This window comes from Niveibacterium umoris (assembly GCF_014197015.1).
Classification (GTDB): domain Bacteria; phylum Pseudomonadota; class Gammaproteobacteria; order Burkholderiales; family Rhodocyclaceae; genus Niveibacterium; species Niveibacterium umoris.
Genome location: NZ_JACIET010000001.1, coordinates 1,262,379 through 1,285,645 on the forward strand (window position 1 = coordinate 1,262,379; position 23,267 = coordinate 1,285,645).

Sequence of the window (23,267 nt, forward strand, 5' to 3'; positions counted from 1 at the left end):
GCGCAGCGGGTCGTGTGGTCGCGAATGCTAGAATTCGCGGTTTATCCGACCCGTCGCGTCGATGCCTGACACTCTAGCGCCCGCCCGGCGCGACAAGCTCGCCTATCACCTCCTCGTCTGGGGCCCCGCAGCAGTGCTGCTGGCCTGCGCCGTTGCGGTCGCGCTGACAGATACCAACGCCTCGTTCTTCATTGCGTTGAACCACGCTGCCGGAACGCTGCCGGAGGTCTTCTGGTCGTCGGCAACGGCCCTGGGCACAGGGGCCTGCGCCTTTGCGCTGGTCGCTCCGACCTTGCGTGCTGCGCCGCGCCTGCTGGCGGCAGCCCTCATCACTGGCGTGTTCGGTGGCCTCTATACCCATGCCCTCAAACCGCTGGTGGATTCGGCCAGGCCGGCCGGCGTGCTCGCGGCCGAACAGATCCATATCATCGGCGAGAAGCTGACCAGCCACTCCTTCCCTTCCGGGCACTCGGTCACCGCCTTTGCGCTTGCCGCCACCATCGTTTTCTTTTGCCGTCAGCGCGCACGCGCTGCCGCGCTGCTTTTGCCACTCGCAGCGCTGGTTGCGTTTTCGCGCATCGCCGTCGGTGCGCACTGGCCGCTCGATGTGCTGGCCGGGTCGGCCGGCGGCTGGCTATGCGGTGCGGCCGGCGAAGCGCTGTCGCGGCGCTGGCTCGTCTGGCAGAAACCGTCTGCGCAGATGGCGATGGCGGTGGCTCTAATAGTGATGGGCGCGACGCTGGCCGGCACCGATCTGGGCTACCCGCAAGCCGACCCGCTCAAATGGCTGCTCGCCGGCGTCGCCTGCTTTGGTGGCTTGCTGGCGCTGCACGCGAAGTGGCTGGCGAGGGAGCACGCACAGTGAAACGCGTTCTCGCGCTCGTCATCTCGCTCGCGCTGCTCGGCTGGCTCGCCGCGAGCGGCAACTGGCGCGACGTCGGCGCCCGCCTTGCTGCGATCCCGCCGACCACGTTGCTGGCCGCGCTGGGGGGTTTCCTGCTCAGCTACCTGCTGCGTGCCGCGCGCATCCGCGATGAGTTTGCGGACGTGGCGCGCGGCCATTTCTGGGCCATGGCACGGGTCACCACCGCCCATAACGCTGCCATCAACGTGGTCCCCTTTCGCGGCGGTGAAATCGCTTTGCCGGTGCTGCTGCAGCGGGAGTTCGGGGTGCCGATGGGCCGCGCGCTTGTCTCGCTGCTTTGGTTGCGCATGCAGGACGCCTTCGTCGTGATGTTGCTCGCGGCCTGGGTCTGGCCGGGTCTGCCGCTGTGGTTGCGCAGCCTCTGGAGCCTCGGTGTGCTGTTCGCGGCCTGGGCGATCCCGGCCTGGGCGCGTAGCCACCCTGTCGGCGCCGAAGCGCCCGCGGGCTGGCAGGGCAAGCTGTTCAAGGTGCGCGCCGCTTTGGCCCATTCGACTCGCGGCGCCGTCAAGAGCTGGGCATGGACCCTGTCGAACTGGATCGTCAAACTCACGGCGCAGACGCTGCTGCTCGGCGCGCTGATCGGCCAGGCCGGCTTGCTCGCCAGCGCCGGCGTGCTCGGCGGCGAACTCGCGGCGATTCTGCCGGTACAGGGTGTCGCCGGATTCGGCACCTACGAAGCCGGCGTCGCTGCCGCGCTGACGCCGCATGGCATTACACTCGCGAGCGGGCTGCAAGCCGCGCTTGCACTGCATCTGGTCATTATTGCGGCTGCGGTAAGCGCCGGCGCGCTGGCGTTCGTCGCGCTGCCCGCCGGGCCCAAAGCCAAGGGAAACACACCATGAACTCAGTCGTACCTTCGTCCGCTAACGCGGTCATTCCAGCGATGCCGCCGCATCGCCTGTCGGTCGTCGTACCAATGTACAACGAGGCCGAAAACGTCGAACCACTGGCCAAGCGGGTGCACGAAGCGCTGAGCGACTATCCGCACCCCTGGGAGTTGCTGCTGGTCGATGACGGCAGTTCCGACGACACACCGCTTGCGCTCGAAGCCGCCACGAAACACTACGGCCCGCATGTGCGGGTGGTCTCGCTGATGCGCAACTTCAAGCAGACCGCGGCAATGCAGGCGGGCGTCGATGCGGCGCGCGGCGACGTCATCGTGACCATGGACGGCGACCTGCAGAACGACCCGATCGACATTCCGCGTCTGGTGGGCCGCCTGCTCAACGAGAATCTCGATCTGGTCGCCGGCTGGCGCAAGGACCGCAAGGACGGCATGGTGTTGCGCAAGATCCCCTCGCGCATCGCCAATCGCCTGATCGCACGTATCACTGGCGTGAAGCTCAACGATTACGGCTGCAGTCTCAAGGCCTTCCGCGCCGACGTGATCAAGAACGTGCGCCTTTACGGTGAGATGCACCGCTTCATTCCGGCGTGGCTCGCCACCGTCACGACTCCGCGCCGAATCGCCGAAGAAGTGGTGACGCACCATGCGCGCCAGTTCGGCCAGAGCAAGTACGGCATCTCGCGCACCTTCCGCGTGATCCTCGACCTGATTTCGGTGTTCTTCTTCATGCGCTACCGGGCCCGCCCGGGCCACTTCTTCGGTGGTCTGGGCCTGATCTTCGGCGTGATCGGCAGCCTGATCCTCACCTGGCTCGGCGCCCTCAAACTGTTCACCGGCGCTTCGATCGGACAGCGGCCGCTGCTGCAATTGGGCTTCTTCCTGATCATCGCGTCCTTCCAGTTCATCTCCACCGGTGTGCTCGCCGAAACCCTGGCGCGCATCTACTTCGAATCCGGCGCTGCGTCGCAGTACCGGGTGCGCAACCCGGACGAACCCGGCGACAGCGACTCCTGGCACCAGCCGGGACAGGCCACCGGCGCATGATCGGGAGCGGCGCCACGCCCAGCCTGCGGGAACGCCTGGTACTGTTCCTGGTACCGGCAGTCCTGCTCCTGCTGAATCTCGGCGGCGCACCGCTGTTCGACGTCGACGAAGGGGCCTTCTCGGAAGCCACGCGCGAGATGTTCGAGCGCCACGACTTCCTGTCGACCTGGCTCAACGGCGAACCGCGCTTCGACAAGCCGATCATGATCTACTGGCTGCAGGCGATTCCGGTCGGGCTGTTCGGTGTATCGGAGTGGGCCTTCCGCTTGCCCTCGGCGCTCGCTGCGGCGCTGTGGTGCTTCGTGATCGGCAATTTCGCCTGGCCACGTTTTGGCCGTGAAGCCGCCCAACTGGCGACCCTTGTCGCAGCCACCAGCCTGGGCGTATTCGTGATCGGGCGCGCGGCTACAGCCGATGCGCTGCTCAACCTGCTGCTCGCGCTGGCGCTCACCGATGCGTGGCGGCATCTGGAATCGGGCAATCGATCGGCGCTTCGGCGCATGTACCTGTGGATCGCGCTTGGCGTGCTGACCAAGGGCCCGATCGCGCTGGCGATACCCGGCGCGGTGACGCTCGCGTATTGCGCCAGCCGCCGCAATTTCGGCGCCTGGCTGCGCGCGGCCTTCGACCCGATCGGTTGGTTGATCCTGATCGCCGTCGCCGCTCCATGGTACGCAGCCGCCTTGTCGATCCACGGCCAAGCCTTCATCGACGGCTTCATCATGAAGCACAACGTCGGCCGCTTCTCCGGCCCGATGGAAGGCCATGGCGGCAGCCTGTTCTACTACCTGATCATCGTGCCGGTACTGCTGCTGCCCTGGATGGCGGTGCTGTTCCGTGCGGTTGGCCAGGCGCGGCAGGATAGCCACGACCCTCTGCGACGTTTCCTCTGGATCTGGTTCGGCTTCGTGCTGGTGTTCTTCTCGCTCTCCGGCACCAAGCTGCCGCACTACGCGCTCTACGGCTGCAGCCCGCTCTTCCTGCTCGTCGCGCTGCACCGCGAGCGCTTGAGAACTGCTGCGCTGGGCACCCTGCCCGCGTTGCTCGCGCTCGCGTTCTATGTCGGTCTGCCACTACTCGTCGATATGCTGGTTGCGCAGGGTCGGGTCGGTGATCCCTATTACGCGGCTCAGCTTGCACGTGCGAGCCAAGCCGCCGGTATCGGCTACTACGCCGTGACGATTGGCGCCTTTGTTGTTGCGATGGCACTCGTGATGCTGTGGCGGGTCCCGCCGTGGCGACGCCTGTCGGCGATTGCGGCGCTGCAAGGCGTGGTGCTGGCCGCGGTTGTTGCACCCTACGTCGGCGACTTGTTGCAGGGCCCGGTGAAGCGTGCGGCGCTGGTCGCCAAGGCGCGGCCCGAACCCGGCGTGCAGTGGAACTTCTTCCAGCCAAGCTTCGCGGTGTATCGCGAGCAGCAGGCGCCCGTGCGCGCCCCGAAATCCGGTGAAATCGCCCTGACCCGCGAAGACCGCATACCGGCCGACGCGCAGATCGACATCCTCTACAGCGAAGGCGGCGTCCGCCTCGTCCGGCAACGATGAGCGAACGCCGCATCTTCTCCGCCTCGTCACCGCGCGAACCCGCCGCCGGCGCGTGGCTGATCCTGCTCGGCGTGATCGCGCTGCTCACGCTCTGGCGCGTATGGGTGATCCAGCATTCAGGGATCAGCCTCTATGTGGATGAGGCCTACTACTGGACCTGGGCACACGCCCTCGATTGGGGTTACTTCTCCAAACCGCCGATGGTCGCGGCCGTCATCGCGGCAACCACCCAACTGTTCGGCGACGGGCTGGTCGGCGTCAAGGCCGGTTCGCTGATCCTCTACCCGGCGACCGCGATGCTTTTGTTCGGACTGGGGCGCCGGCTCTACGACAATCGCACCGGGCTGCTCGCTGCGATCGCCTTCCTCACGCTGCCGATCACCTCGGCATTGGGCATCTTCATTTCCACCGATGCGCTGTTGCTGTTCTTCTGGACGGCTTCGCTGTGGCTATTGCAGCGCGCGATGACGCGCGACCGGGTTGGCGACTGGCTGCTGCTTGGCCTGACATGCGGTCTCGGACTGATGTCCAAGTACACCATGGCCGCCTTTGCCTTGACGCCGGCACTGCTCCTGCTCAGCAGCCCGGAGGGCCGGCGCATGCTGGTGCGTCCGGGGCCGTGGCTGTGTGCGCTGGTTGCACTCGTGGTGCTGGCGCCGAACCTGTGGTGGAACTGGGCCAACGATTTCCCGACCTTCCGCCACACTGCCGAAATCACGCAGGAACGAGAGCGTTCGAACCTGCTCGAATTCATCGGCGCACAAATCGGCTCGATCGGTCCGCTGCTGGCGCTCGGCCTCGGCGGGGCCCTGCTGCAGTTGCGCAGCGCCTGGCGGGAACCGGCCGACCGCCTGCTTATCGCCGGGACGCTCCCGCTACTCTGTCTGGTGATCGTGCAGGCCAGCATCCACGAGGCAAACGCCAACTGGGCGGGCCCGATCTTCACCGCGGGCACCCTGCTCGCCACCGCCTGGCTCTGCCGCACGCAAGCTCGCCGACGCTGGCTGGCCGCAGGGCTGGCGCTCAACCTGGCGATCACGGTGCTGGTCTATCAATGGCCGCAAATCCTCTCGCTGGTCGGCCGGCCACTCACCGCGAAGATCGATCCGCTCAAGCGCATGAAGGGTTGGGATAGCCTCGCCGCGGGGGTCGCACCGTGGGTCGCCCAGCATCCCGACGCCTACCTCGTTAACGACGAGCGCACGCTCCTCGCGCAGATGGCCTACGGTCTGCGCGACCTGCATCCGCGTATCGCCAGCTGGAATCCCGATCACGCAGTGCGTGACCAGTACAACCTGACGCATTCGCTGCCCAACACACCCGGGATCGACATCCTTTACATCAGCAGCGACGGCTCGGCGCCGAGCTCACGCTTTACGTCGGCGCAGAAGCTCGGCGAAGTGAGCGTCGCCACGCATCCGGATGCCGCGCTGCACGCCACTGTCTGGCTGCTCAAGGGGTTCAAGGGCTACTGATGCCGGGCCGCATCGAACGCATCATTGTTGCGCTGGTGTTCGCGATCGCCGCACTGCTGTTCAGCCTGTGGCCACAACTGGATACCTCGCTCAGTGCGATGTTCTATTCCCCCGGCGAGGGTTTCGCGCTCGATCATCTTGCCATCGTGCAGGCGGTGTATTGGGGCGTCTGGTATGGCTCACGCATCGCGATCATCAGCGTCGTGCTGCTGTGGCTCGCAGGTTTCGCGATGCGTGGCGGCTGGCTGGAGTCGCGCCGTCGCTGGTTCGGCTTTCTAGCGCTGGCGATTGCGATCGGACCCGGTCTGATCACCGATGCCGGGCTCAAGAACCACTGGGGACGCGCCCGCCCCAATCAGATCCAGGCCTTCGGTGGAGACAAGCAATTCACGCCGGCCTTGTTGCCCTCTGACCAGTGCGATCGCAACTGCTCCTTCGTTAGCGGGCATGCCACCGGCGCGTTCGCGATCATGGCCTTCGGCTGGCTGGCCGCCCCGCGCCGCCGCGCGCGCTGGCTGGCAGGCGCAACCCTTGCTGGTGCGCTCGTCGGCTTGGTGCGGATCGTCCAGGGCGGGCATTTCCTCAGTGATGTGATCTTCGCGTTTCTCGCAGTGTGGCTGGGCTGCTGGCTCGCGGCCGCAATCCTGAACCGCTTCGGGCTGCTGCCAAGGTCCGATCAGCTGCCTGTAGCGCTACGTTGAAGCGGTTTTCCCGATCGATCCGCCCTGCTCGCCGCACCCGCCCCAGCCATACCGATTCGGCGCCTTGAGCAGAATCATTCGCCGCGTGCCGGTCGCATCGCTAGACTTGCTACGTGTAGCACCGATGCACGCTGACTGAACCGCGAGCCAATGAACGCCCGACCGCCCACTTCGATCATCCCGATCCAGCCCATCGCCAGCGCCGCGGCAGCACCGCTGCCTGTCGACGACGGTGCGACTCCAGCGGGCGATCGCCTAGGCCGGACGATGCACGACCTGCGTATATCCGTGACCGATCGCTGCAATTTCCGCTGCACCTACTGCATGCCGAAGGACGTGTTCGATCGTGACCACGCCTTCCTGCCGCGCTCGGAACTGCTCTCCTTCGAAGAAATCGTGCGCATCGCTCGTCTGTTCGTCGAACAGGGGGTACGCAAGATCCGAATTACCGGCGGCGAGCCACTGCTGCGCAAACAGCTCGAACGCCTGATCGAACAACTGGCCCGCCTCGACGTCGAGATCACGCTGACCACCAATGGCGCGCTGCTGGCGCAGCAGGCACGCAAGCTCGCCGATGCCGGCTTGCGCCGCGTCACCGTCAGCCTTGATGCGCTGGACGATGCGGTCTTCCAGCGCATGAACGACGTCGGCTTCCCGGTCGGCCGCGTGCTCGAAGGCATCGCGGCGGCTGCGGACGCCGGGCTTGGGCCTGTCAAGGTGAACTGCGTGGTCAAGCGCGGCGTCAACGATGGCGAGATCCTGCCCCTCGCGCGCCATTTCCGTGGCAGTCCGCACATCCTGCGTTTCATCGAATTCATGGACGTCGGCAGCCACAACGGCTGGAACCTGGATGCGGTGCTGGCCTCGCGCGAGGTCATTGCGCGCATCTCAGACGCCTTTCCGCTCGACCCCATCGAGCCGGGCTACCGCGGCGAGGTGGCCGAGCGCTGGCGGTACCGCGACGGGCAGGGCGAGATCGGTGTGATCTCCTCGGTCACCCACGCCTTCTGCCGCGACTGCACCCGCATGCGCCTCTCGCCGGAAGGCCAACTCTTCACCTGCCTGTTCGCCGATCGTGGCCACGACCTGCGCGGCACCCTGCGCGGCGGCAGCGATGATGCCGCACTCACCTCGCTGATCCGCGCGATCTGGCGCAATCGCGATGACCGCTATTCGGAACTGCGTGGCGAGGCAACGCGCGCGGCCAAGGTCGAGATGTCCTACATCGGCGGATGAGCGGCGACACTATTACCGGTCTGATTCTCGCCGGCGGCGCTGGCAGCCGGGTCGGCGGCGTGGACAAGGGCTGGATCGAATGGCAGGGGCGACCGCTGATCGAATGGGTGATCGATGCGATCGCGCCGCAGGTCGGCCCTATCATCATCAGCGCCAACCGCAACCTCGATCGCTATCGCGCGCTTGGTTTTCCGGTCGTGACAGATCTGCGTCCCGGTTTCGCCGGCCCCCTGGCCGGTGTCGAAGCGGGACTCGCAGTTGCGACGACACCCGATGTGCTTGTCGTGCCGTGTGACGGGCCCACACTACCGACGAACCTCGTCGAACGTTTGCACAACACCCGTGGCGAGGCCCGCGCCGCGACCGTATCGCTCGACGGCCGCCTCAACCCGCTGCATTCATTGCTGGAACGCGCACTCGTCGCGAACCTCAGCGCCTGGCTCGACACTGGCGAACGCAAGGTTGCCACCTGGCTCGCTGCGATCGGCAGCGTACCGGTCCCATTCGATGACCCGTCGCAGTTCCAGAATCTGAACCACGGTGTCGATGTCAAACAGGGGCAGTCGCGTGTTTGACCCAGCACGCCACCTGAAGACCTGGGCGCGAATTGCACTGCTCGCTGTGCTGATGGCGGCGACGGCGCCGACCATTTCGCGCGCCCTCGCCTCGCTCGACCCCCGCTTTGATGCGGCATCTCTGTGCCGTGTCGCGAGCGACCGTAAAGGCGAATCCTCGCCCGCGTCGGACCAGGCAGCCTGTCCCTACTGTCTGGTCGCGAATCTCGGCCACGCGCTCGGCAGCCCGCCACCCACGCTGCCCGTCCCGACCACGCGGCATGGTGTCCCGCAGGCGGCGACCGCTGCGCCGCAAACCTCCAGCGCCCCGCATTGGGGCGACGCCCGCGCACCACCCATCCTGACTCTCTAAACCGCCGAGCGGCGCCAAGCCGCATCTGACAGCAGTCGTCCTCGCTTGGCCGGATGACTGCCGCCCCAATTACAGAGACAGGTTTTCACATGACACGATCCGCATTGCATCGCGTGCGCCGTCACGCCCTCTTTCGTCACGCCCCATTCCGGCATGCGCTGGTTCTGCCTGCGATCATCGCTTCGCACGCGGCCCTCGCATCCTGCGGCGGTGCTTTCTGCACCTTGCTGACCGACGACTTCGCGCCCGGCGCCTGGACGCACACCGGCTGGCGCGGCGAACTGCGCCTGGAGTATCTCGACCAGAAAACGCTGCGCTCAGGCACGCATTCACCCGATCCGGAAGCACTTTCGCAAGAAGAGGCAATCGAACGCGAATCGCGCAGCACCAATCTGATCGGCAGTCTGGACTACCGCTTCAACCCGAAATGGTCGGTCGCGCTGCAATTGCCGCTGATCAACCGCGCCCACAGCCACGACCTGCGAGCAGAAGGGTCGGATTCGGCCACGACGCCGGAATCCTGGGCCTACACGCGTATGGGCGATGCCAGGGTGCTGGCGCGCTATCAGCACATACCGTCAGACGACGCATCAACGCTTTTCGGCCTGGTCGCCGGCTTCAAGCTTCCGACCGGCAGCACCTCGGTCACCAATGCCGACGGCGCAGCCGCCGAGCGCACGCTGCAACCCGGCACCGGAACGCTCGATCTGATCCTCGGCGCGAACGCCCGTGCCGTCCTGACGCCTTCAGACGCGATGTTCGGCGCCTTCACCACCGCCGTCGCGACCAACAGCCACGACGACTACAAGCCCGGCAATCGCGTCGAACTGTCGGGCGGCTGGTCGCATGCCGTGTCGCCGAGTTGGGGCACCGCACTGCAACTCAACTACCTGCACAAGGGCCGCGACTCGGGCGAACAGGCCGAGCCGGACAACAGTGGCCTCGATACCGTGCAGTTGAGCCCCGGGCTGACGGTTGCACTGAGCGACAACACCAGCGCATACGGTTTCGTGCAACTGCCGCTGTACCAGCATGTCAATGGAATCCAGCTGGTACAGAAGTGGAGTCTCGCACTCGGACTGAGCAGTCACTTCTAGGCTGCAAACGCCGCACCATCACTGGCTCGCTCGCCGCGAGCCAGTGATGGCTGACTATTTCGCCGGCTTGGGCTCCGGCGGATTCAGCATGTCCTTCGCGGCGATGCCAAGCAGTTCTTCGGGCTTTTTCTTCGCCTCGGCGATGCCCTTGAGTGCGAGCGTAAATGACGTCCAGAACCGCCCCATTTCCGGGTTGGACGGCATCGGACGTCCGAAGGTGACGCCATCCATCGAGATGCGGATCTTCTCGTCGCTCATCAGCGCCCAGAAGAGTTTCTTGTTCAGCGGCACGCCGATCGGCTTGTCGGCATTCACCGTCTTCAAGCCTTCTTCGGTCATCAGGAATTCCTCGATGAACTTCACCGCGAGGTCCTTGTTGGGCGAGTTCGCGACGATCATCGCGCCGAGTACGCCGACAAACGGGCGCGCCGGCTTGCCCTGCAGGGTCGGCAGCGGTGCCACGCCGAAATCGATGCCGGCCTTGCGCAAAGCGTCCCACGCCCAGGGGCCGTTGATCCACATCGCCTGCTTGCCGCTCGTCATGGCCTTTTCCGCGTCACCGTAGGGCAGCCCGCCTTTGGGCAACACGCCGGCGGCGATGTAGTCGGCGAGCAGCTTGCCGCCAGCCAGGGCGCCCGGCGTCGCGACGCCGACCTCGGCCGCGTTGTAGCTGCCATTGCTTTCGCGCTTGAAAACATAGCCACCGTTGGCGGCCATCAAAGGCCAGGTGAAATAGGAATTGGTGTAGTCCCAGCCGATTGCCTTCACGTCCTTGGCGGCAAGTTCCTTGTCGAGGGCAATGATTTCCTCAAAGGTGGCCGGCGGCTTGGGCACCAGCTTCTTGTTGTAGAGCAGCATGATCGCCTCGGCCCCGACCGGGTAGCCCCACACCTTGCCGTTCACGGTGAAGGCATCCCAACCGACCGACACCAGCTCCTTGCGCAGTGCTTCCGGGGGGGTGACTTCGCTGATCAGGCCCTTGCTGATCCAGTCGCCGATGCGGTCGTGCGCCCACAGGAATACGTCGGGTCCGTCGTTTCCTTTCGCTGATTCCTCGAACTTCTTGGTCGGGTCTTCCGGGTGTTCCACCTTGGCGGCGACGCCGTACTTCTTGCCGAAGGCATCGGCAACCTGCTGCAGGCCTGTGTAGCCCTTGTCCCCGTTGATCCAGATGAGCAGCTTGCCCTTCTCGCCGGCACACGCCGGCGCCGCGAGGAACACTGCGAGCACTGCGGTGACGATCTGCGTACGCATGGCAGGCTCCTCAGTAGCGGTAACGGGAAATCGCGCCGACCATCTTCTCGGCCAGCGCGTTGAGGTCGGACGCCGCCGACGCGGTATGCCGCGCGCTGGCAGTGGATTCCTCGGTCATCGTGGCGATGCGCTCGACCTGCTGCGCAATCGCGTTGCTGGCCGCACTTTGCTCGCGGATCGAATCGGTGATGTCGCTGACCATATCGACCGCCTGATCCGACGAACCCTTGATCGTGTGGATCGCCTCGCCCGCCGCAACCGCTTCGCTCGCGCCCTCCTTCACCGTTGCCACGGTTTGTTGCATGCGCTGCACCACCTGCTGCGCGCCGGACTGGATGCGCCCGACCAGTTGCGTGATTTCGCTGGTGGACTTGGCGGTGCGCTCGGCGAGTCCGCGCACTTCGTCGGCAACCACCGCAAAGCCACGCCCCTGCTCGCCTGCCCGCGCCGCTTCGATCGCGGCGTTCAAGGCCAGCAAGTTGGTCTGCTCCGCCACTTCGCGGATCACGCCGACCACCGACGAGATCCGCGCCGTTTCGCTCTGCAGGGCGTCGAGGCTCGCGGCGGTCTGGTCGACTTCGGTCGCAATCGTGCTGAAGCGTTGCACCGTAGCGCCCACCACCTGCGCGCCCGAACCCGCGCTGCGACTGGCGTCAGCGGAAAGCGTCGCCGCTTCCTGCGCGCGGTCGGCAACGTGATTGATGCTGACCGTCACCTCTTCCACCGCTGCGGCCATCGCCGAGGCGGAATCGGCCTGCACCCCTGCGCTCTGGGCAAGCTGCTGCGAGGTGTGCTGCATGCCGCGCGCCGCTTCGCCGACACGGCCCGCGCTTTGCGCAAGTTCAGCGAACGAAGCCTGTACCGATTCGACCATGGTGTTGAAGGCAGCCACCGTCTGGCCGATTTCGTCGCGACCGCGCGAAGGGATGCGCCGCGTGAAATCGAGCGAGCTGCCGATCTCCACCACCGTATTGCGCAGCGAGGTCAAGGGTCGGGTGATCGAGGCCGCGAGCAGCCACCCCAGTACGACCATGGCTGCCATCGCGACCACGATCAGTGCCGCGAGCACGCCGAATGCGGTCTTGTAGGTCGATGCAGACGCCTCGCGGGTGCTCGCCACCCGGTCGCCGGCCTCCTTGGCGAGCGCACCCAGGATCTCGTCGCTGAGCACAGCGGCGTCTTCGATGAATGGGCTCACCGCAAGTTCCATTGCGGCTTCGGTCTGGTTCTGGCGTGAGCGTGTCAGCGCGGTCTCGCAGACCAGGAAATACGCCGCCACCGTCTTGCGGAATTCAGCGACGCGGGCCTTCGCGGCGGGGTCTTCGAGACGCGCCTCGAAGCGCTGCACATCCTGATCGAGCGCGCCGACCTTGGTCTTCAGCTCCGCGTCGATCGCCGATTTGCGTTGCAGATCGGGGTCGGCGATGTGGCGGAAGACCAGCGTGCGCAACTCGTGATAACGGGATTCGAAGCCCTTGATGGCCTCAAGGGCCGGGACTTCCTGCTCGGTCACCTGGCGCACCGAGGCATTCAGGCGCCCCAGCTGAACCAGTCCGATCGCGCCCACCACCAGCAACGCGAGAATGGCTCCGCCAATCAGGCTGGCGAGGCGCGCGGTTATCGTCATGTGACTTCTCCCCGATCGCCGCCCGCATCCGACGCAGGTGCGCCGGTGCCCAAAGGCACGATGGGAAAGCTAACGGCAGCGCGCGCGCCAACTTGAATCAAGCAGCCCGGGCAGCGAATCGCCGCCCGTCAGTCGTCACACGTCGCCGATGAAGTCCCGCTTGCCGATCGCAACGCCCTTGTGGCGCAGCAGGTCGTAGGCCGTGGTGTAGTGGAAGTAGAAATTCGGCAGCGCAAAGTCGACGAGGTAGGTCGCCCCATCCATCCGCAGCGTGCGATCGCGCAGCGGAATCACCACCGTGCGGGTATCGGCACCTACAAAATCGGCCTGAGCGAGGCTGCGCAGGAAGCCCATCGTCTTGTTGACCCGCACCCGCAGGTCTTCGAAGCTCTTCTCGTCGTCCTCGTATTTCGGCACTTCAACGCCGGCGAGACGCGCGCCGGTGCCCTTGGCGAAATCGCAGGCGATCTGCACCTGGCGCTTGAAGTCGAACATGTCCGGCGCCAGACGCGCGCTCAACAGCTCCTGGGGATCGACTGCATGCTCGGCGCAATGCGTCAGCGCACGGCTCAGCAGGGCGTCGATGTGTTCGAGGTGGCGCTGGAAGGTGCCGACCGAAAGGCGGTAGAGATCAATGGACATCGTCTGACTCCTCGTAGGAACAGGTTGAATTCAGCTTTCGTCGGATTCAATCAGCGCGCGCGGTACATCTTCAAGTTGCACCTGCTCGATCCGGGTGAAGTGGCCGGATATCTTCTTGCTTGATGTATGTACTTCCTGCACGTCTTCGTGCGCTTGCCGGATGTGGGTGGCGAGCTTCTGCATGCGTTCGTCAAAACGCGAGAAGTCTTTCGCCAGTTTGCCGAGTGCATCCTTGATCACATGGATCTGCTTGCGCGTCTCCACATCCTTGAGCACCGCGCGTGCGGTATTCAGCACCGCCATCAGCGTCGTCGGCGACACGATCCAGACCCGGCGCTCCTGCGCGAACTGCACGACTTCCGGGTGGTAGGCATGAATCTCGGCGAACACCGCCTCGGCCGGCACGAACATCACCGCACCATCCGAGGTTTCGCCGGCGATGATGTACTTGGAAGCGATCGCCTCGACATGGCGTTTGACGTCGGCGCGGAAGGCCGACTGGGCACCCTTGCGCTCGGCCTCGCCGGCCGACGCGTCGAACATGCGGTGGTAGTTCTCGAGCGGGAATTTGGCGTCGACGGCCACGCGGCCGGTCGGCTCCGGCAGGTTCAGCACGCAGTCAGCACGCACGCCGCTCGCAAGCTGTACCTGGAAGCCGTAGCCATCGGGCGGCAAGGCGTTCTTCACCAGCGCTTCGAGCTGCACTTCGCCAAAGGCGCCTCGCGAGCGTTTATCGCCCAGCAGTTCCTGCAGGCTGACCACATTGGTTGTGAGGCCGTCGATCTTCTTCTGCGCCTCGTCGATGGTCGCCAGCCGTGCCATCACGCTGGCAAAGGTCTCGTTGGTCTTCTTGAAGCCCTCGTCCAGGCGCTGATGCACGACGCCGGTGATTGCGTCCAGCCGCTCGCTTAGCACCCGCATCAAGGCTTCATTGCTGCCTGCCATCTGCAGCGACGCGGCCTTGAGCCCTTCCTGAAGCAATTCGCGGTCTGCCCGCGCCTGTTCCGCGACGCTCTTGAGCATCGCCTCGGTGAGCTGGCCCCGCAACTGTTCGTCACGGGTCGCCGCTGTCTGCGCAAGCCCGGTCAGGCGGGTCGCCAGATCCTCGCGCTGGGCGGCAACGCCCAGGTCCATGCAGCGCCGGGTCTCGGCGACGGCGTCATTGGTTGCCCTCAGCGCCTCGAAGACTTGAGCACGCAAGCGCTCGGCGCTGTCGGCCTGCGCGCCGGCCAGACGTTCTGCCTGGCGTTCGACACCCCCGGTGAGATCGTTCTCGGTCAGGCGAAGGGCCTGCACGATGGTGTTTTCGATCTGCTGCGCGCGCGCCTCTGCCGCGACCAGCGCCGCTGCCTGGTTCGACCGGATAGACAGTACCAACCAGAGCAGAACGCCGAGGTTCGTCACTCCAAGCAACACGGGAAGAAGCTGAGTCATGAGATTTCCTGAGTCCATGTAGCGAGTATACCGGCGACGCTTGCGCGGGCCGCCCCGCATCGACGCACGCAGTCAAAGCCGGATTTCTGCGCCAAGACCTGCGCCATGGCACTAAAGCTCGGTCCGGTTTGACCGTTAGCAGGCCATGAACCGCACGCCTTCGGATCCGGAAATGCCATCCGAACGGCCTCGCCTGCGCGACCGCGCCGCCTGGCCGTGGATCACTGCGCTCGTTCAAGCGATCGCAGTGATCAGCGTCGGCGAAGCCGGCGTACGCCTGGAACTGGCACGACAGGGCGAAGAACAAAGGGCGCTCGTCACCGCCCATGTCGCGGGCACGCGTGCCCGCCTCGAATCGGAACTCAACTCCACACTGTATTTGTCCAGCGGCCTGGTGGCGTTTGCGAGCAGCCGCGCCAGCCAGCTCGAAGAGTCGAACGTCAAGGATCTGCTCTCGACGCTCTACAAGACCGGGCGCAATGTACGCAACATCGTGGTGGCGCCGGGCAACCGCGTGAAGTGGGTCTACCCGCTGCAAGGCAATGAGCGTGTGCTCGGCTTGTACTACCCCGACAACCCGCAGCAATGGCCAGGCGTGAAGCGCGCCATGGAGCGGCGCCACACGATCGTGGTCGGGCCGGTGAACCTCGTGCAAGGTGGGCGCGGGCTGATTGCCCGGACGCCCGTGTTCGATACACATGGTGAGTACTGGGGCGTGGTCAGCCTGGTCGTCGATTGGGATGCCTTGCAACAAACCGCCAACCTGCAAGCGCGCACCTCGCAGTACAGGCTCGCCATCCGCGATGTCGAAGGCGATCGCGGGACGCCGATCTTCGGGGAATCTGCGGTGTTCGCCGAACGCCCGGTCACCGCTCGGCTCGATCTTCCGGGTGGAAGCTGGACGATCGGCGCAGTGCCTGCCGATGGTTGGGTGGCCCCGTCGAGCCGTATTCATGCCTTGCGCCTGCTCTATATCGCCGTGGCGGCCCTGATTGGAACACTTGCGTTTCGCCTGGTCACCGAAACGCAGCGCCGTCAGGCTGCGTTGAGGGACCTTGCGCGCCTCAACAGCGAACTCGAATCACGCATCGACGCCCGCACCCGTGAGCTGCGCAACGCCAACGACGAACTCGCGCGACTGGTCGAAACGCTGCGCAGAACCCAGGGCGAACTGGTGCGCAGCGAAAAGCTCTCTGCCCTCGGCGCGCTCGTTGCGGGTATCGCACATGAACTCAATACCCCCGTCGGCAACAGCCTGCTTGCCGCAAGCACGCTGGCCGACAAGCTGCGCACGCTGCTGCGTCCGGGCGTCGCGCTGCGGCGATCGGAATGGGAAGAGAGTCTCGCGCAGATGCACGAAGCCAGCGACATCATCACCCGCAGCCTCAGCCGCGCCGGCGAGTTGATCAGTAGCTTCAAACAGGTGGCGGCCGATCGCACTTCGGCACAACGCCGGCGCTTTGCGCTACAGCCGACACTCCACGATCTGGCCGTGACGATGCAGCCAAGCCTGAGGCACGCGGGGCTCACCATCGAAGAGGGCAGCATCCCGGAAGTGGAACTCGACAGCTATCCCGGCCCGCTGGATCAGGTCATGATGAACCTGATCCAGAACGTGGTGCAGCACGCCTATCCCGAGGGCGGGCCGGGCCGGATCAGGATTTCAGCGACAGCCGCCGGCGGTGAAGTGACGCTCGAAATCGCGGACTTCGGTGTGGGTATCCCCGCTGCGGATCTGCCGCGGATCTTCGACCCCTTCTTCACCACGCGGCTCGGTCAAGGCGGCACCGGACTCGGGCTGCATATCGTGCATAACATCGTCACCGGCACGCTGGGTGGAAAGATCGACGTCCAGTCAGAGCTGGGTGTCGGCACGCGTTTCATCATCTGCCTGCCGCTTCACGCGCCCAGACTGCCCGAAGACCCGGCCTGATCAACTGAATCAGGCAAGTGCGCGCAGGCTATCGAGCGGCGCTGCGCGCATGACCTTCCGGGTGCCGGCCCATCCGGTGATGACCACAGCACCTGCTGCGGCAAGGCCACCCGCAGCCAGCCCCAGCCAGCTGGGCTGGAAACCAAAACTGAAGACCTGGGTGGCCAGCGCCCAGGTGATCCCCACTGCACCGAGCAGGCCGAGCGCGCCGGCCACCAGACCGAGCGCCAGGAACTCCGCCAGCAAGGCACGACGCAACTGTGCATCGCGTGCCCCGAGGGTGCGCAGCAGCGCGAGTTCGTGCGCGCGCTCGTCATGGGTGGACTGCATTGCCGCGGCCATCACGACCAGGCCGGCGAGCAAGGCGAATCCGAAGACCAGCTTCACTGCGCCGATCAGGGTCTCCATGGTCTGCTGGAGTTGGCCGAGGATCGCCGACGCGTCGATCACCGTCAGGTTCGGAAAGGCGCGTGTCAGGCTCGCGCTGAATGTGGCGTGCCCGGGCGGCAAGTAAAAGCTGGTGATGTAGCTCGTGGGCTGGCCGGCCAGCATGGCGGGCGACCCGATGACGAAGAAGTTGACCCGCATCGAGTCCCACTCCAGCGCGCGCAGACTGGTCACCGGCGCTTCGACGCGGGTGCCGGCCACATCGAAAATCAGGCGGTCACCCACCTTCAAAGCCAGTGAGGTCGCGATGCCCTGCTCCACCGAAAACTCCGGCACTTTGCTGTTGCCATGCCAAGCACCGGCAACCACGCGGTTGCCCGCCTGCAGCCGGGCGCTGTGGCTGAGGTTGAACTCGCGTTCGACCAGCCGCTGCGCGCGGCTGTCGGCAAAGGACTGAGGCGCGATCGGACGGTCGTTGATCGCCACCAGACGGCCGCGGATCATCGGCAAGAGATCTGGCACCGGGAGTTTTTCGGCGACAAACAGCGCACGAATCGGCTCTAGCTGGTCGGGTTGCATGTTCAGCACGAAGCGGTTGGGCGCATCGGCGGGCAACTTGTGACGCCAGCCGTCGAGCAGGTCGGAATGTCCAACCGACAGCAAAAGCATCGCGGTAAGCCCCAGTGAGAGCGCCACCGCCTGGACGGTCGCACCGGCGGCGCGGCGCCCGAGAGCGGCGAGTCCGTACCGCCAGCCGGCACCCAGCGCGCCGGGAAAATGCCGCAGGCGTGCACAGACACCAATCAACACCCGCGCACAGGCGGCATACACCGCGATCGCCACCGCAAAACCGCCGGTCACCCAGGCGCCGAGCTTCATGTCCCCTGCCACCCACATCATCAGGGCGGCGAGGCCGATAGCCGCGGCCAGCCAGACCAGCCTGCCGCTCGTTTCCAAGCTCGCCCATTCGCGTCGCAGCACGCGCAATGTCGACACCTGCCCCAGCCGGAGAAGTTGCGGGAGAGCGAAGCCAATCAGCAGGATCAGACTTGCTGCGCCACCCTGCAGCGCCGGCCAGACCGATGGCAGCGGCAGCTCTGCCTCGATCAGCTTCGCGAGCATGGCCGCAAGCCCCAGATGCAGCAACAGGCCGAGCAGCGTCCCGAGCAGTGCTGCAAAGACACCCAGCAAGGCGAATTCGGTGAGGATCAGCCGCAGCAGGAAGCCTTGTGTCGCGCCGAAACAGCGCATGACCGCACAGGCATCGAGATGGCGCAGCACGAAGCGGCGCGTGGCAAGCCCGACCGCGACCGCCGACAGCACCACCGCCAGCAGCGCGGCCAGGCTCAGGAATCGGTGCGCACGGTCGAGCATGTCGCGCAACTCGGGGCGCGCGTTGCTGATCGATTCGACGGACTCGCCGCGCCCAAGGCGCGCCTTCACCGACGGCTCAACGTGCGCCACCGCGGCCGCATCACCCGCCAGGTGCAGCCTGTAGGTCACGCGGCTCCCCGGCTGCACGAGCCCGCTGGCTGCGACGTCGCCCAGATTCATCAACAGTCGTGGCGCAAGCGAAAAGAAATTGGCGCCGCGGTCCGGCTCATAGCTGAGGATTTCGGCAACCCGCAGCCGCAAGAGGCCGACACCGACCTGGTCGCCAACCCCCACGCCAAGCGCACCGGCCAAGCGCTCGTCGAGCCATGCTTCGCCGCGTGACGGCCCACCGCGGACAATGCGCTCCGGCCCGTCCATGCGATCCCGCACGCGCAGACTGCCGCGCAAGGGATACGCCGGGTCGGCGGCCTTCACACCGGCAAGTTCAGCCTGCTCGCCGGTGCTGATCATGCTTGAGAACAGCCAGGTCTCGGCGATTTGTAGCCCATGTTGGCGGGCTTCCTGAGCGAAGGACGGCGGCACAGGGTGATCAGCGGTAATCACCAGATCGCCGCCCAGCAACTGGTTGGCGTCGCGGTCAAGCGCGCGACCGATGCGGTCGGTCAGAAAGGCCACGCTGCACAAGCTGGCAACCGCGAGCACCAGTGCCAGCAGCAACAAGTTCAGTTCGCCGGCGCGCAGATCGCGACGCAGACTGGCCAGGGCCAGACGAAGGTCAGACATCCGGAAGTCCCGCAGAAGTATCGGTATGAGAGCCACAGACGGCAAAAACGTTCCGCCGCCGCGCCAAGCGTGACACACATCACGCTTGGCCGGGAGCGTCACAGGAATTAACAAGCCCGCAGCAAGGGGCTCACATAGCCTTGGCGGTGGAGCGCAAGCTCCAAGAACGGACAGGTGTCGCCCCCCCGCCTCAGGCGAACGACACCCGTCGGTTTCACACCAATCCGAGGAAACAAAACATGCAGAAGAAAATCGTTGCGGGCGTGCTGGCATTGTCAGCTGTCGCTTCGGGGAGCAGCTTTGCCGCCCCCATCAGCACGCTCCTGGGCAGTACCACCACTCCCCAGGTTCAAATGGGGCCCGAGTGGTTTAGCCGCTTTGATGCGTCGCTGATCACCAGCACGCAGTTCAACCAGCTCAAGACCAGCCCAAGCGTCAATCTGGGCCTTTACGCCACGTCCGACACGGTGAAGATCACCTACGTGGGAACCGGCGCATCGCGCGATTCAAACCTGTTCTTGGCCAGTGCTGGCGGCGCGCTCAACACCACCACCTTCTGGAATCCGATCTACGCCAGTGGTGGCACCAACAATCTGGGCACCTACAACCCGGTCAATGCCGCGAACGAACTCTTCGAAACCCGTGCGGGCTGCACCTACCCGACGGCGAAGGCCGGCAACACCTGTCTCGCGTCCCAGGTGGGCAAGTCGCGCGAAATCACAGGGCTGAGCACAGGCACACAACTGGTTTTCGGCCTGCAGACCATTCCGCTGGTGTACGACGGCATCAATCTGCCCAACGTCGAATACTTCTTCACCGGCCCCGGCACCAACAACGACGACCCCAAGGGCTGGAACGACGACGCCGTACACGCACATGTGTTCGCGCTGGACGCCTCGGCAAACAAGTTCCTCGTTGGCTTCGAGGACACCTGGCTGGGGCGCGGCAGCAAGAGCGACCGCGATTTCAACGACATGGTCTTCATTTTCGAAGGCGTGGCGGTTGATAACCCCGAGCCGGTTGATCACCCGGTGCCGGCACCTTCCACCGCCGCACTGGTCGCGCTGGGCCTCGGCCTGATGGGCTGGCGTCAGCGCAAGCAGCCGCGCTGAGCGCATTGAGTCGCCTTGATCCGACCCGGATCAAGGCGACCAGGTCGCATCCTGCCGACAATGCGCGGGATGCACGAACCTTTCCCCTCCCACCCCTTCGGCAAGCGCCGTTACAACGCCTACAACGACTGGGTTGCACGCAATTGCGGTGGCCGCATCCAGAAAGTGTCGGTCTCTGCGGGTTTCACCTGCCCCAATCGTGATGGCACGCTCGGCACCGGCGGCTGTACCTTTTGCAACAACGCGGGCTTCACGCCCGGTTACCTCGATCCGCGCGCCGATGTGCTCGCCCAGATCGACACCGGTATCGGTTTCCTTCGGCGTCGCTACCCGAACACCCGACGCTTCATCGCCTATTTCCAGGCCTACAGCAACACCTATGGCGAGCTCGACCGCCTGCGAGCCAGCTACGAAGCCGCGCTGTCGCATCCCGCGATTGACGGGCTGGCGATCGGCACCCGCCCGGATTGTCTGCCAGACGCGGTGCTGGACTATCTCGCCGAACTGGCACAGCACAAGCACATCGAGCTCGAGATCGGCATTGAATCGGTGTCGGATGCAGCGCTGGCGCGCGTCAATCGCGGCCATGACTTCGCCTGCAGCGCCGATGCAGTGTCGCGCGCCGCATCTCGTGGACTGTTCGTGACCGGGCACCTGATCCTCGGACTGCCCGGAGAAGCGCGGCAAGACCTGCTCGACGGCGCTTTTCGCCTTTCCGCCTTGCCACTGCGCGCGCTCAAATTCCATCAACTCCAGCTGGTACGCGGCACGGCGCTCGCGCGCGACTGGCAAAACGATCCGTCGGCGGTGCCGCTCTTCGACGAAGCCGGATACCTGGCCTTGTTGGCGGACTACATCGAACGCCTGACCCCCGACATCCTGATCCAGCGTCTCGGCAGCGAGGTCCCGCCGCGCCTGAAACTGGCGCCGCACTGGAACATGCGCCTTTCCGAACTGGCGCCTAAGCTTCAAGCCGAACTGGAAGCACGCGCGTCGTTCCAGGGGATGCGCTGGCAGAAGTCCTGAGCGCGCCAAAAGCACAAAAACCGACAAGACGGAAGGCTGGCTTGCGCCTACGGTTCTGCCCACACGAACAGAAGCGTTCCGCACACGACCGACGACAGGAACGCCGGGATTCACCTGACCCCTTGGTCAGGGTCCGCATCATCCAGGAGCAACAAACCCATGCGTAGTTCATTCCTCAAGCGCAAACCGCTCGCGCTCCTCCTCGCCTGCTTGCTAACAGCCTGTGGCGGCGGTGGTTCATCCGGCAGCGGCGCTGGCACCGGCGTAACGCCCGCGCCCACGCCTACACCGACGCCGGTGCCTCCGGTCGACAGTTCCATCGCCATCACCAGTGCCGCCGGCAGCGTCGAAAACCGCCTTGCGTGCAACAAGGGCGCGGTGGTTGCCGAGTGCGGCCTGCGCATCTACCAGGTGATGGTGGAATCCTTTGTCGACGGGAACCCTAGCGCCGACTACAACGCCGGTTATGGCACCAGCCAGCACAAGGGCGACTTGCAAGGCATCATCAATTCGCTGGACTACATCAAGAGCACAGGTTCGAACGCCTTGTGGCTGACGCCCGTGTTCGAGTCGACGCCGAAAGCGGGTCAGGACATCTGGACCACTCGCCTGGACGCAACCGGCTACTTCACCAGCAACTACTTCAACATCGACCCGAAGTTCGGCACCCTGGCGCAGGCCAAGACGCTGGTTGCTGAAGCGCACAAACGCGGCATCTACGTGTTCTTCGATGGCGTGTTCGGGCATCACAAGGACAACCTGGCCCCTTCCCCCACCGGAAAACTGCCGGTCACGACATCAACGTGTCTGAGCGATTCGGGCACCTACAAAGCGGGCTCCAATCAGCAGTGCGACGACTACTCAAGCACGGCGACGGTCGACTTCTACAAGGAAGTCGTGCGCTACTGGATCACGCAGGTTGGCATCGATGGCTGGCGCCTTGATCAGGCCTACCAGATCCCGACGAGCGCCTGGCAAACCCTGCGCGCTGAAGTCAAATCCGCCTCGCAGGCGGTGACCTATACGAACGCGGCCGGTACCTCGGTCAATCCGCTTGGCTACATGGTCGCCGAGGTCTGGAGCGGCGAGAGCACGATTCAGTCGAAGGCCTATGGTCCGACGTCGAGCCCGGCGCTCGCGTCAGCATTCGATTTCCCCGCCCGCTATCGTGTCGTCCAGACCCTTGCCGTTGAAGAAAGCGGCTACGGCAAGCAGCCGGCGACGAAACTCAAGGAGGTCTTCAGCACCCATTCGGTGTATGCAGACCACGCCATGCCGAACCTGATGCTGACCAACCACGATCTGGTTCGCTTCGGTGACCTGCTGCAGCGTGGCGGTATTGCGGAACCGACGAACGATGCCTACTGGGCGCGCCACAAGCTCGCGTTCTCGTTCATGGCAGCGTACAGCGGCCCAGTAACGCTGTACTACGGTGATGAAATCGGCCAGGAAGTCGCCAATTTCTCTACGCAGCAGTCCAGCAACACCTGCGCCGCAGCCGGCCTGTGCGACGACCACGTCAGCCGCAGCCCGGCGCTGGTCGAAGGGGTCGCAACCTCCTTCGGTGGCGCGGTCGGCGTACTCAATGCGCGCCAGGCGGATCTGAAGGCCTACGTCGCCAAACTCTGGGCATTGCGCGACGCCAACCCGGCGCTGGCCTACGGTTCGCGGACCCATGTCTACGCCGACTCGACCCTCTACGTCGACCGCAAGGATGCAGGCAGCAACCGCGTCCTGTTGATCATGAACACCGGAACCAGCGCTGCAAGCATCAAGCTTGACACGGCCGCGATCGGCGCCGACACCGGGCTGACCGATCTGGTTGCCGGCGACAGCATCGCCGCGGCGAGCGGCAGCTACGCAATCACGGTCCCCGCTCTGAGCGCCCGCTTCCTGAAGTTCTGATCGGGCAGGCGTCCCGAAGAAAAGGGCCGGTTC

At 65.2% G+C, this 23,267-nt stretch carries 19 protein-coding genes; 14 read left to right on the forward strand and 5 right to left on the reverse strand.

What is annotated here, in order from left to right:
* The first annotated feature begins 61 nt into the window (after positions 1 to 61).
* The 10 genes from GGR36_RS05615 (at position 62) to GGR36_RS05660 (ending at position 9,796) form a co-directional block, all read left to right on the forward strand.
* Positions 62 to 865, forward strand: coding sequence for a phosphatase PAP2 family protein (locus tag GGR36_RS05615; RefSeq protein WP_183632764.1), 804 nt, complete (start codon positions 62 to 64; stop codon positions 863 to 865).
* On the forward strand, positions 862 to 1,767 hold the full coding sequence (locus GGR36_RS05620) for a lysylphosphatidylglycerol synthase domain-containing protein (protein ID WP_183632766.1): 906 nt from the start codon (positions 862 to 864) through the stop codon (positions 1,765 to 1,767). The genes GGR36_RS05615 and GGR36_RS05620 overlap by 4 nt, the downstream gene beginning before the upstream one ends.
* Positions 1,764 to 2,816, forward strand: coding sequence for a glycosyltransferase family 2 protein (locus GGR36_RS05625; RefSeq protein WP_183632768.1), 1,053 nt, complete (start codon positions 1,764 to 1,766; stop codon positions 2,814 to 2,816). The genes GGR36_RS05620 and GGR36_RS05625 overlap by 4 nt, the downstream gene beginning before the upstream one ends.
* Complete coding sequence (locus GGR36_RS05630) at positions 2,813 to 4,360, forward strand: ArnT family glycosyltransferase (protein ID WP_183632770.1); 1,548 nt, start codon at positions 2,813 to 2,815, stop codon at positions 4,358 to 4,360. Before GGR36_RS05625 ends, GGR36_RS05630 begins: the two co-directional genes overlap by 4 nt.
* Complete coding sequence (locus tag GGR36_RS05635) at positions 4,357 to 5,835, forward strand: ArnT family glycosyltransferase (RefSeq protein ID WP_183632772.1); 1,479 nt, start codon at positions 4,357 to 4,359, stop codon at positions 5,833 to 5,835. The genes GGR36_RS05630 and GGR36_RS05635 overlap by 4 nt, the downstream gene beginning before the upstream one ends.
* On the forward strand, positions 5,835 to 6,536 hold the full coding sequence (locus tag GGR36_RS05640) for a phosphatase PAP2 family protein (RefSeq protein WP_183632775.1): 702 nt from the start codon (positions 5,835 to 5,837) through the stop codon (positions 6,534 to 6,536). The genes GGR36_RS05635 and GGR36_RS05640 overlap by 1 nt, the downstream gene beginning before the upstream one ends.
* A gap of 150 nt (positions 6,537 to 6,686) precedes the next feature.
* A complete protein-coding gene (gene moaA, locus GGR36_RS05645) occupies positions 6,687 to 7,772 on the forward strand; it encodes a GTP 3',8-cyclase MoaA (protein WP_183632777.1) in 1,086 nt (361 codons plus the stop codon).
* Positions 7,769 to 8,347 carry a molybdenum cofactor guanylyltransferase MobA gene (gene mobA / locus GGR36_RS05650; protein ID WP_183632780.1) on the forward strand — a complete coding sequence of 193 codons (579 nt, stop codon included), beginning with the start codon at positions 7,769 to 7,771 and terminating at the stop codon, positions 8,345 to 8,347. The genes moaA and mobA overlap by 4 nt, the downstream gene beginning before the upstream one ends.
* A complete protein-coding gene (locus GGR36_RS05655) occupies positions 8,340 to 8,699 on the forward strand; it encodes a DUF2946 family protein (RefSeq protein WP_183632782.1) in 360 nt (119 codons plus the stop codon). Before mobA ends, GGR36_RS05655 begins: the two co-directional genes overlap by 8 nt.
* Positions 8,700 to 8,788: 89 nt before the next feature.
* A complete protein-coding gene (locus tag GGR36_RS05660) occupies positions 8,789 to 9,796 on the forward strand; it encodes a transporter (RefSeq protein ID WP_183632783.1) in 1,008 nt (335 codons plus the stop codon).
* A gap of 54 nt (positions 9,797 to 9,850) precedes the next feature.
* Here the strand turns inward: GGR36_RS05660 and malE are convergent, their stop codons facing one another.
* The 4 genes from malE to GGR36_RS05680 form a co-directional block, all read right to left on the reverse strand.
* The gene (gene malE, locus GGR36_RS05665) at positions 9,851 to 11,050 is read right to left on the reverse strand and encodes a maltose/maltodextrin ABC transporter substrate-binding protein MalE (RefSeq protein WP_183632790.1); all 1,200 of its coding nucleotides are present in this window, start codon (positions 11,048 to 11,050) and stop codon (positions 9,851 to 9,853) included.
* A gap of 10 nt (positions 11,051 to 11,060) precedes the next feature.
* Positions 11,061 to 12,677 carry a methyl-accepting chemotaxis protein gene (locus GGR36_RS05670; RefSeq protein ID WP_183632792.1) on the reverse strand — a complete coding sequence of 539 codons (1,617 nt, stop codon included), beginning with the start codon at positions 12,675 to 12,677 and terminating at the stop codon, positions 11,061 to 11,063.
* Between the two features lie 135 nt (positions 12,678 to 12,812).
* The gene (locus GGR36_RS05675) at positions 12,813 to 13,319 is read right to left on the reverse strand and encodes a DUF1993 domain-containing protein (RefSeq protein WP_183632794.1); all 507 of its coding nucleotides are present in this window, start codon (positions 13,317 to 13,319) and stop codon (positions 12,813 to 12,815) included.
* Positions 13,320 to 13,349: 30 nt separating this feature from the next.
* On the reverse strand, positions 13,350 to 14,453 hold the full coding sequence (locus GGR36_RS05680) for a DNA recombination protein RmuC (protein WP_420847488.1): 1,104 nt from the start codon (positions 14,451 to 14,453) through the stop codon (positions 13,350 to 13,352).
* Between the two features lie 472 nt (positions 14,454 to 14,925).
* Here GGR36_RS05680 and GGR36_RS05685 point away from each other — a divergent pair, with 472 nt between their 5' ends.
* Complete coding sequence (locus GGR36_RS05685) at positions 14,926 to 16,686, forward strand: sensor histidine kinase (protein WP_207064299.1); 1,761 nt, start codon at positions 14,926 to 14,928, stop codon at positions 16,684 to 16,686.
* A gap of 9 nt (positions 16,687 to 16,695) precedes the next feature.
* Here the strand turns inward: GGR36_RS05685 and GGR36_RS05690 are convergent, their stop codons facing one another.
* Entirely contained in the window at positions 16,696 to 19,191 is a 2,496-nt protein-coding gene (locus tag GGR36_RS05690; RefSeq protein WP_183632800.1) for an ABC transporter permease, read from the reverse strand.
* A 239-nt stretch (positions 19,192 to 19,430) separates the two neighbouring features.
* Between GGR36_RS05690 and GGR36_RS05695 the strand changes: the two genes are divergently transcribed.
* The 3 genes from GGR36_RS05695 to GGR36_RS05705 all read left to right on the forward strand — a co-directional run bounded on the left by GGR36_RS05695 (position 19,431) and on the right by GGR36_RS05705 (position 23,234).
* Positions 19,431 to 20,303 (forward strand): DUF4114 domain-containing protein, encoded by an 873-nt coding sequence (locus tag GGR36_RS05695; RefSeq protein WP_183634911.1) that lies wholly within the window; start codon positions 19,431 to 19,433, stop codon positions 20,301 to 20,303.
* A 69-nt stretch (positions 20,304 to 20,372) separates the two neighbouring features.
* Positions 20,373 to 21,329: a tRNA modification radical SAM protein MnmL/YtqA gene (gene mnmL, locus GGR36_RS05700; protein ID WP_242533085.1), complete on the forward strand. Its 957-nt coding sequence runs from the start codon at positions 20,373 to 20,375 to the stop codon at positions 21,327 to 21,329.
* 159 nt (positions 21,330 to 21,488) lie between these two features.
* Positions 21,489 to 23,234 carry an alpha-amylase family glycosyl hydrolase gene (locus tag GGR36_RS05705; RefSeq protein ID WP_183632804.1) on the forward strand — a complete coding sequence of 582 codons (1,746 nt, stop codon included), beginning with the start codon at positions 21,489 to 21,491 and terminating at the stop codon, positions 23,232 to 23,234.
* Positions 23,235 to 23,267: the final 33 nt, after the last annotated feature.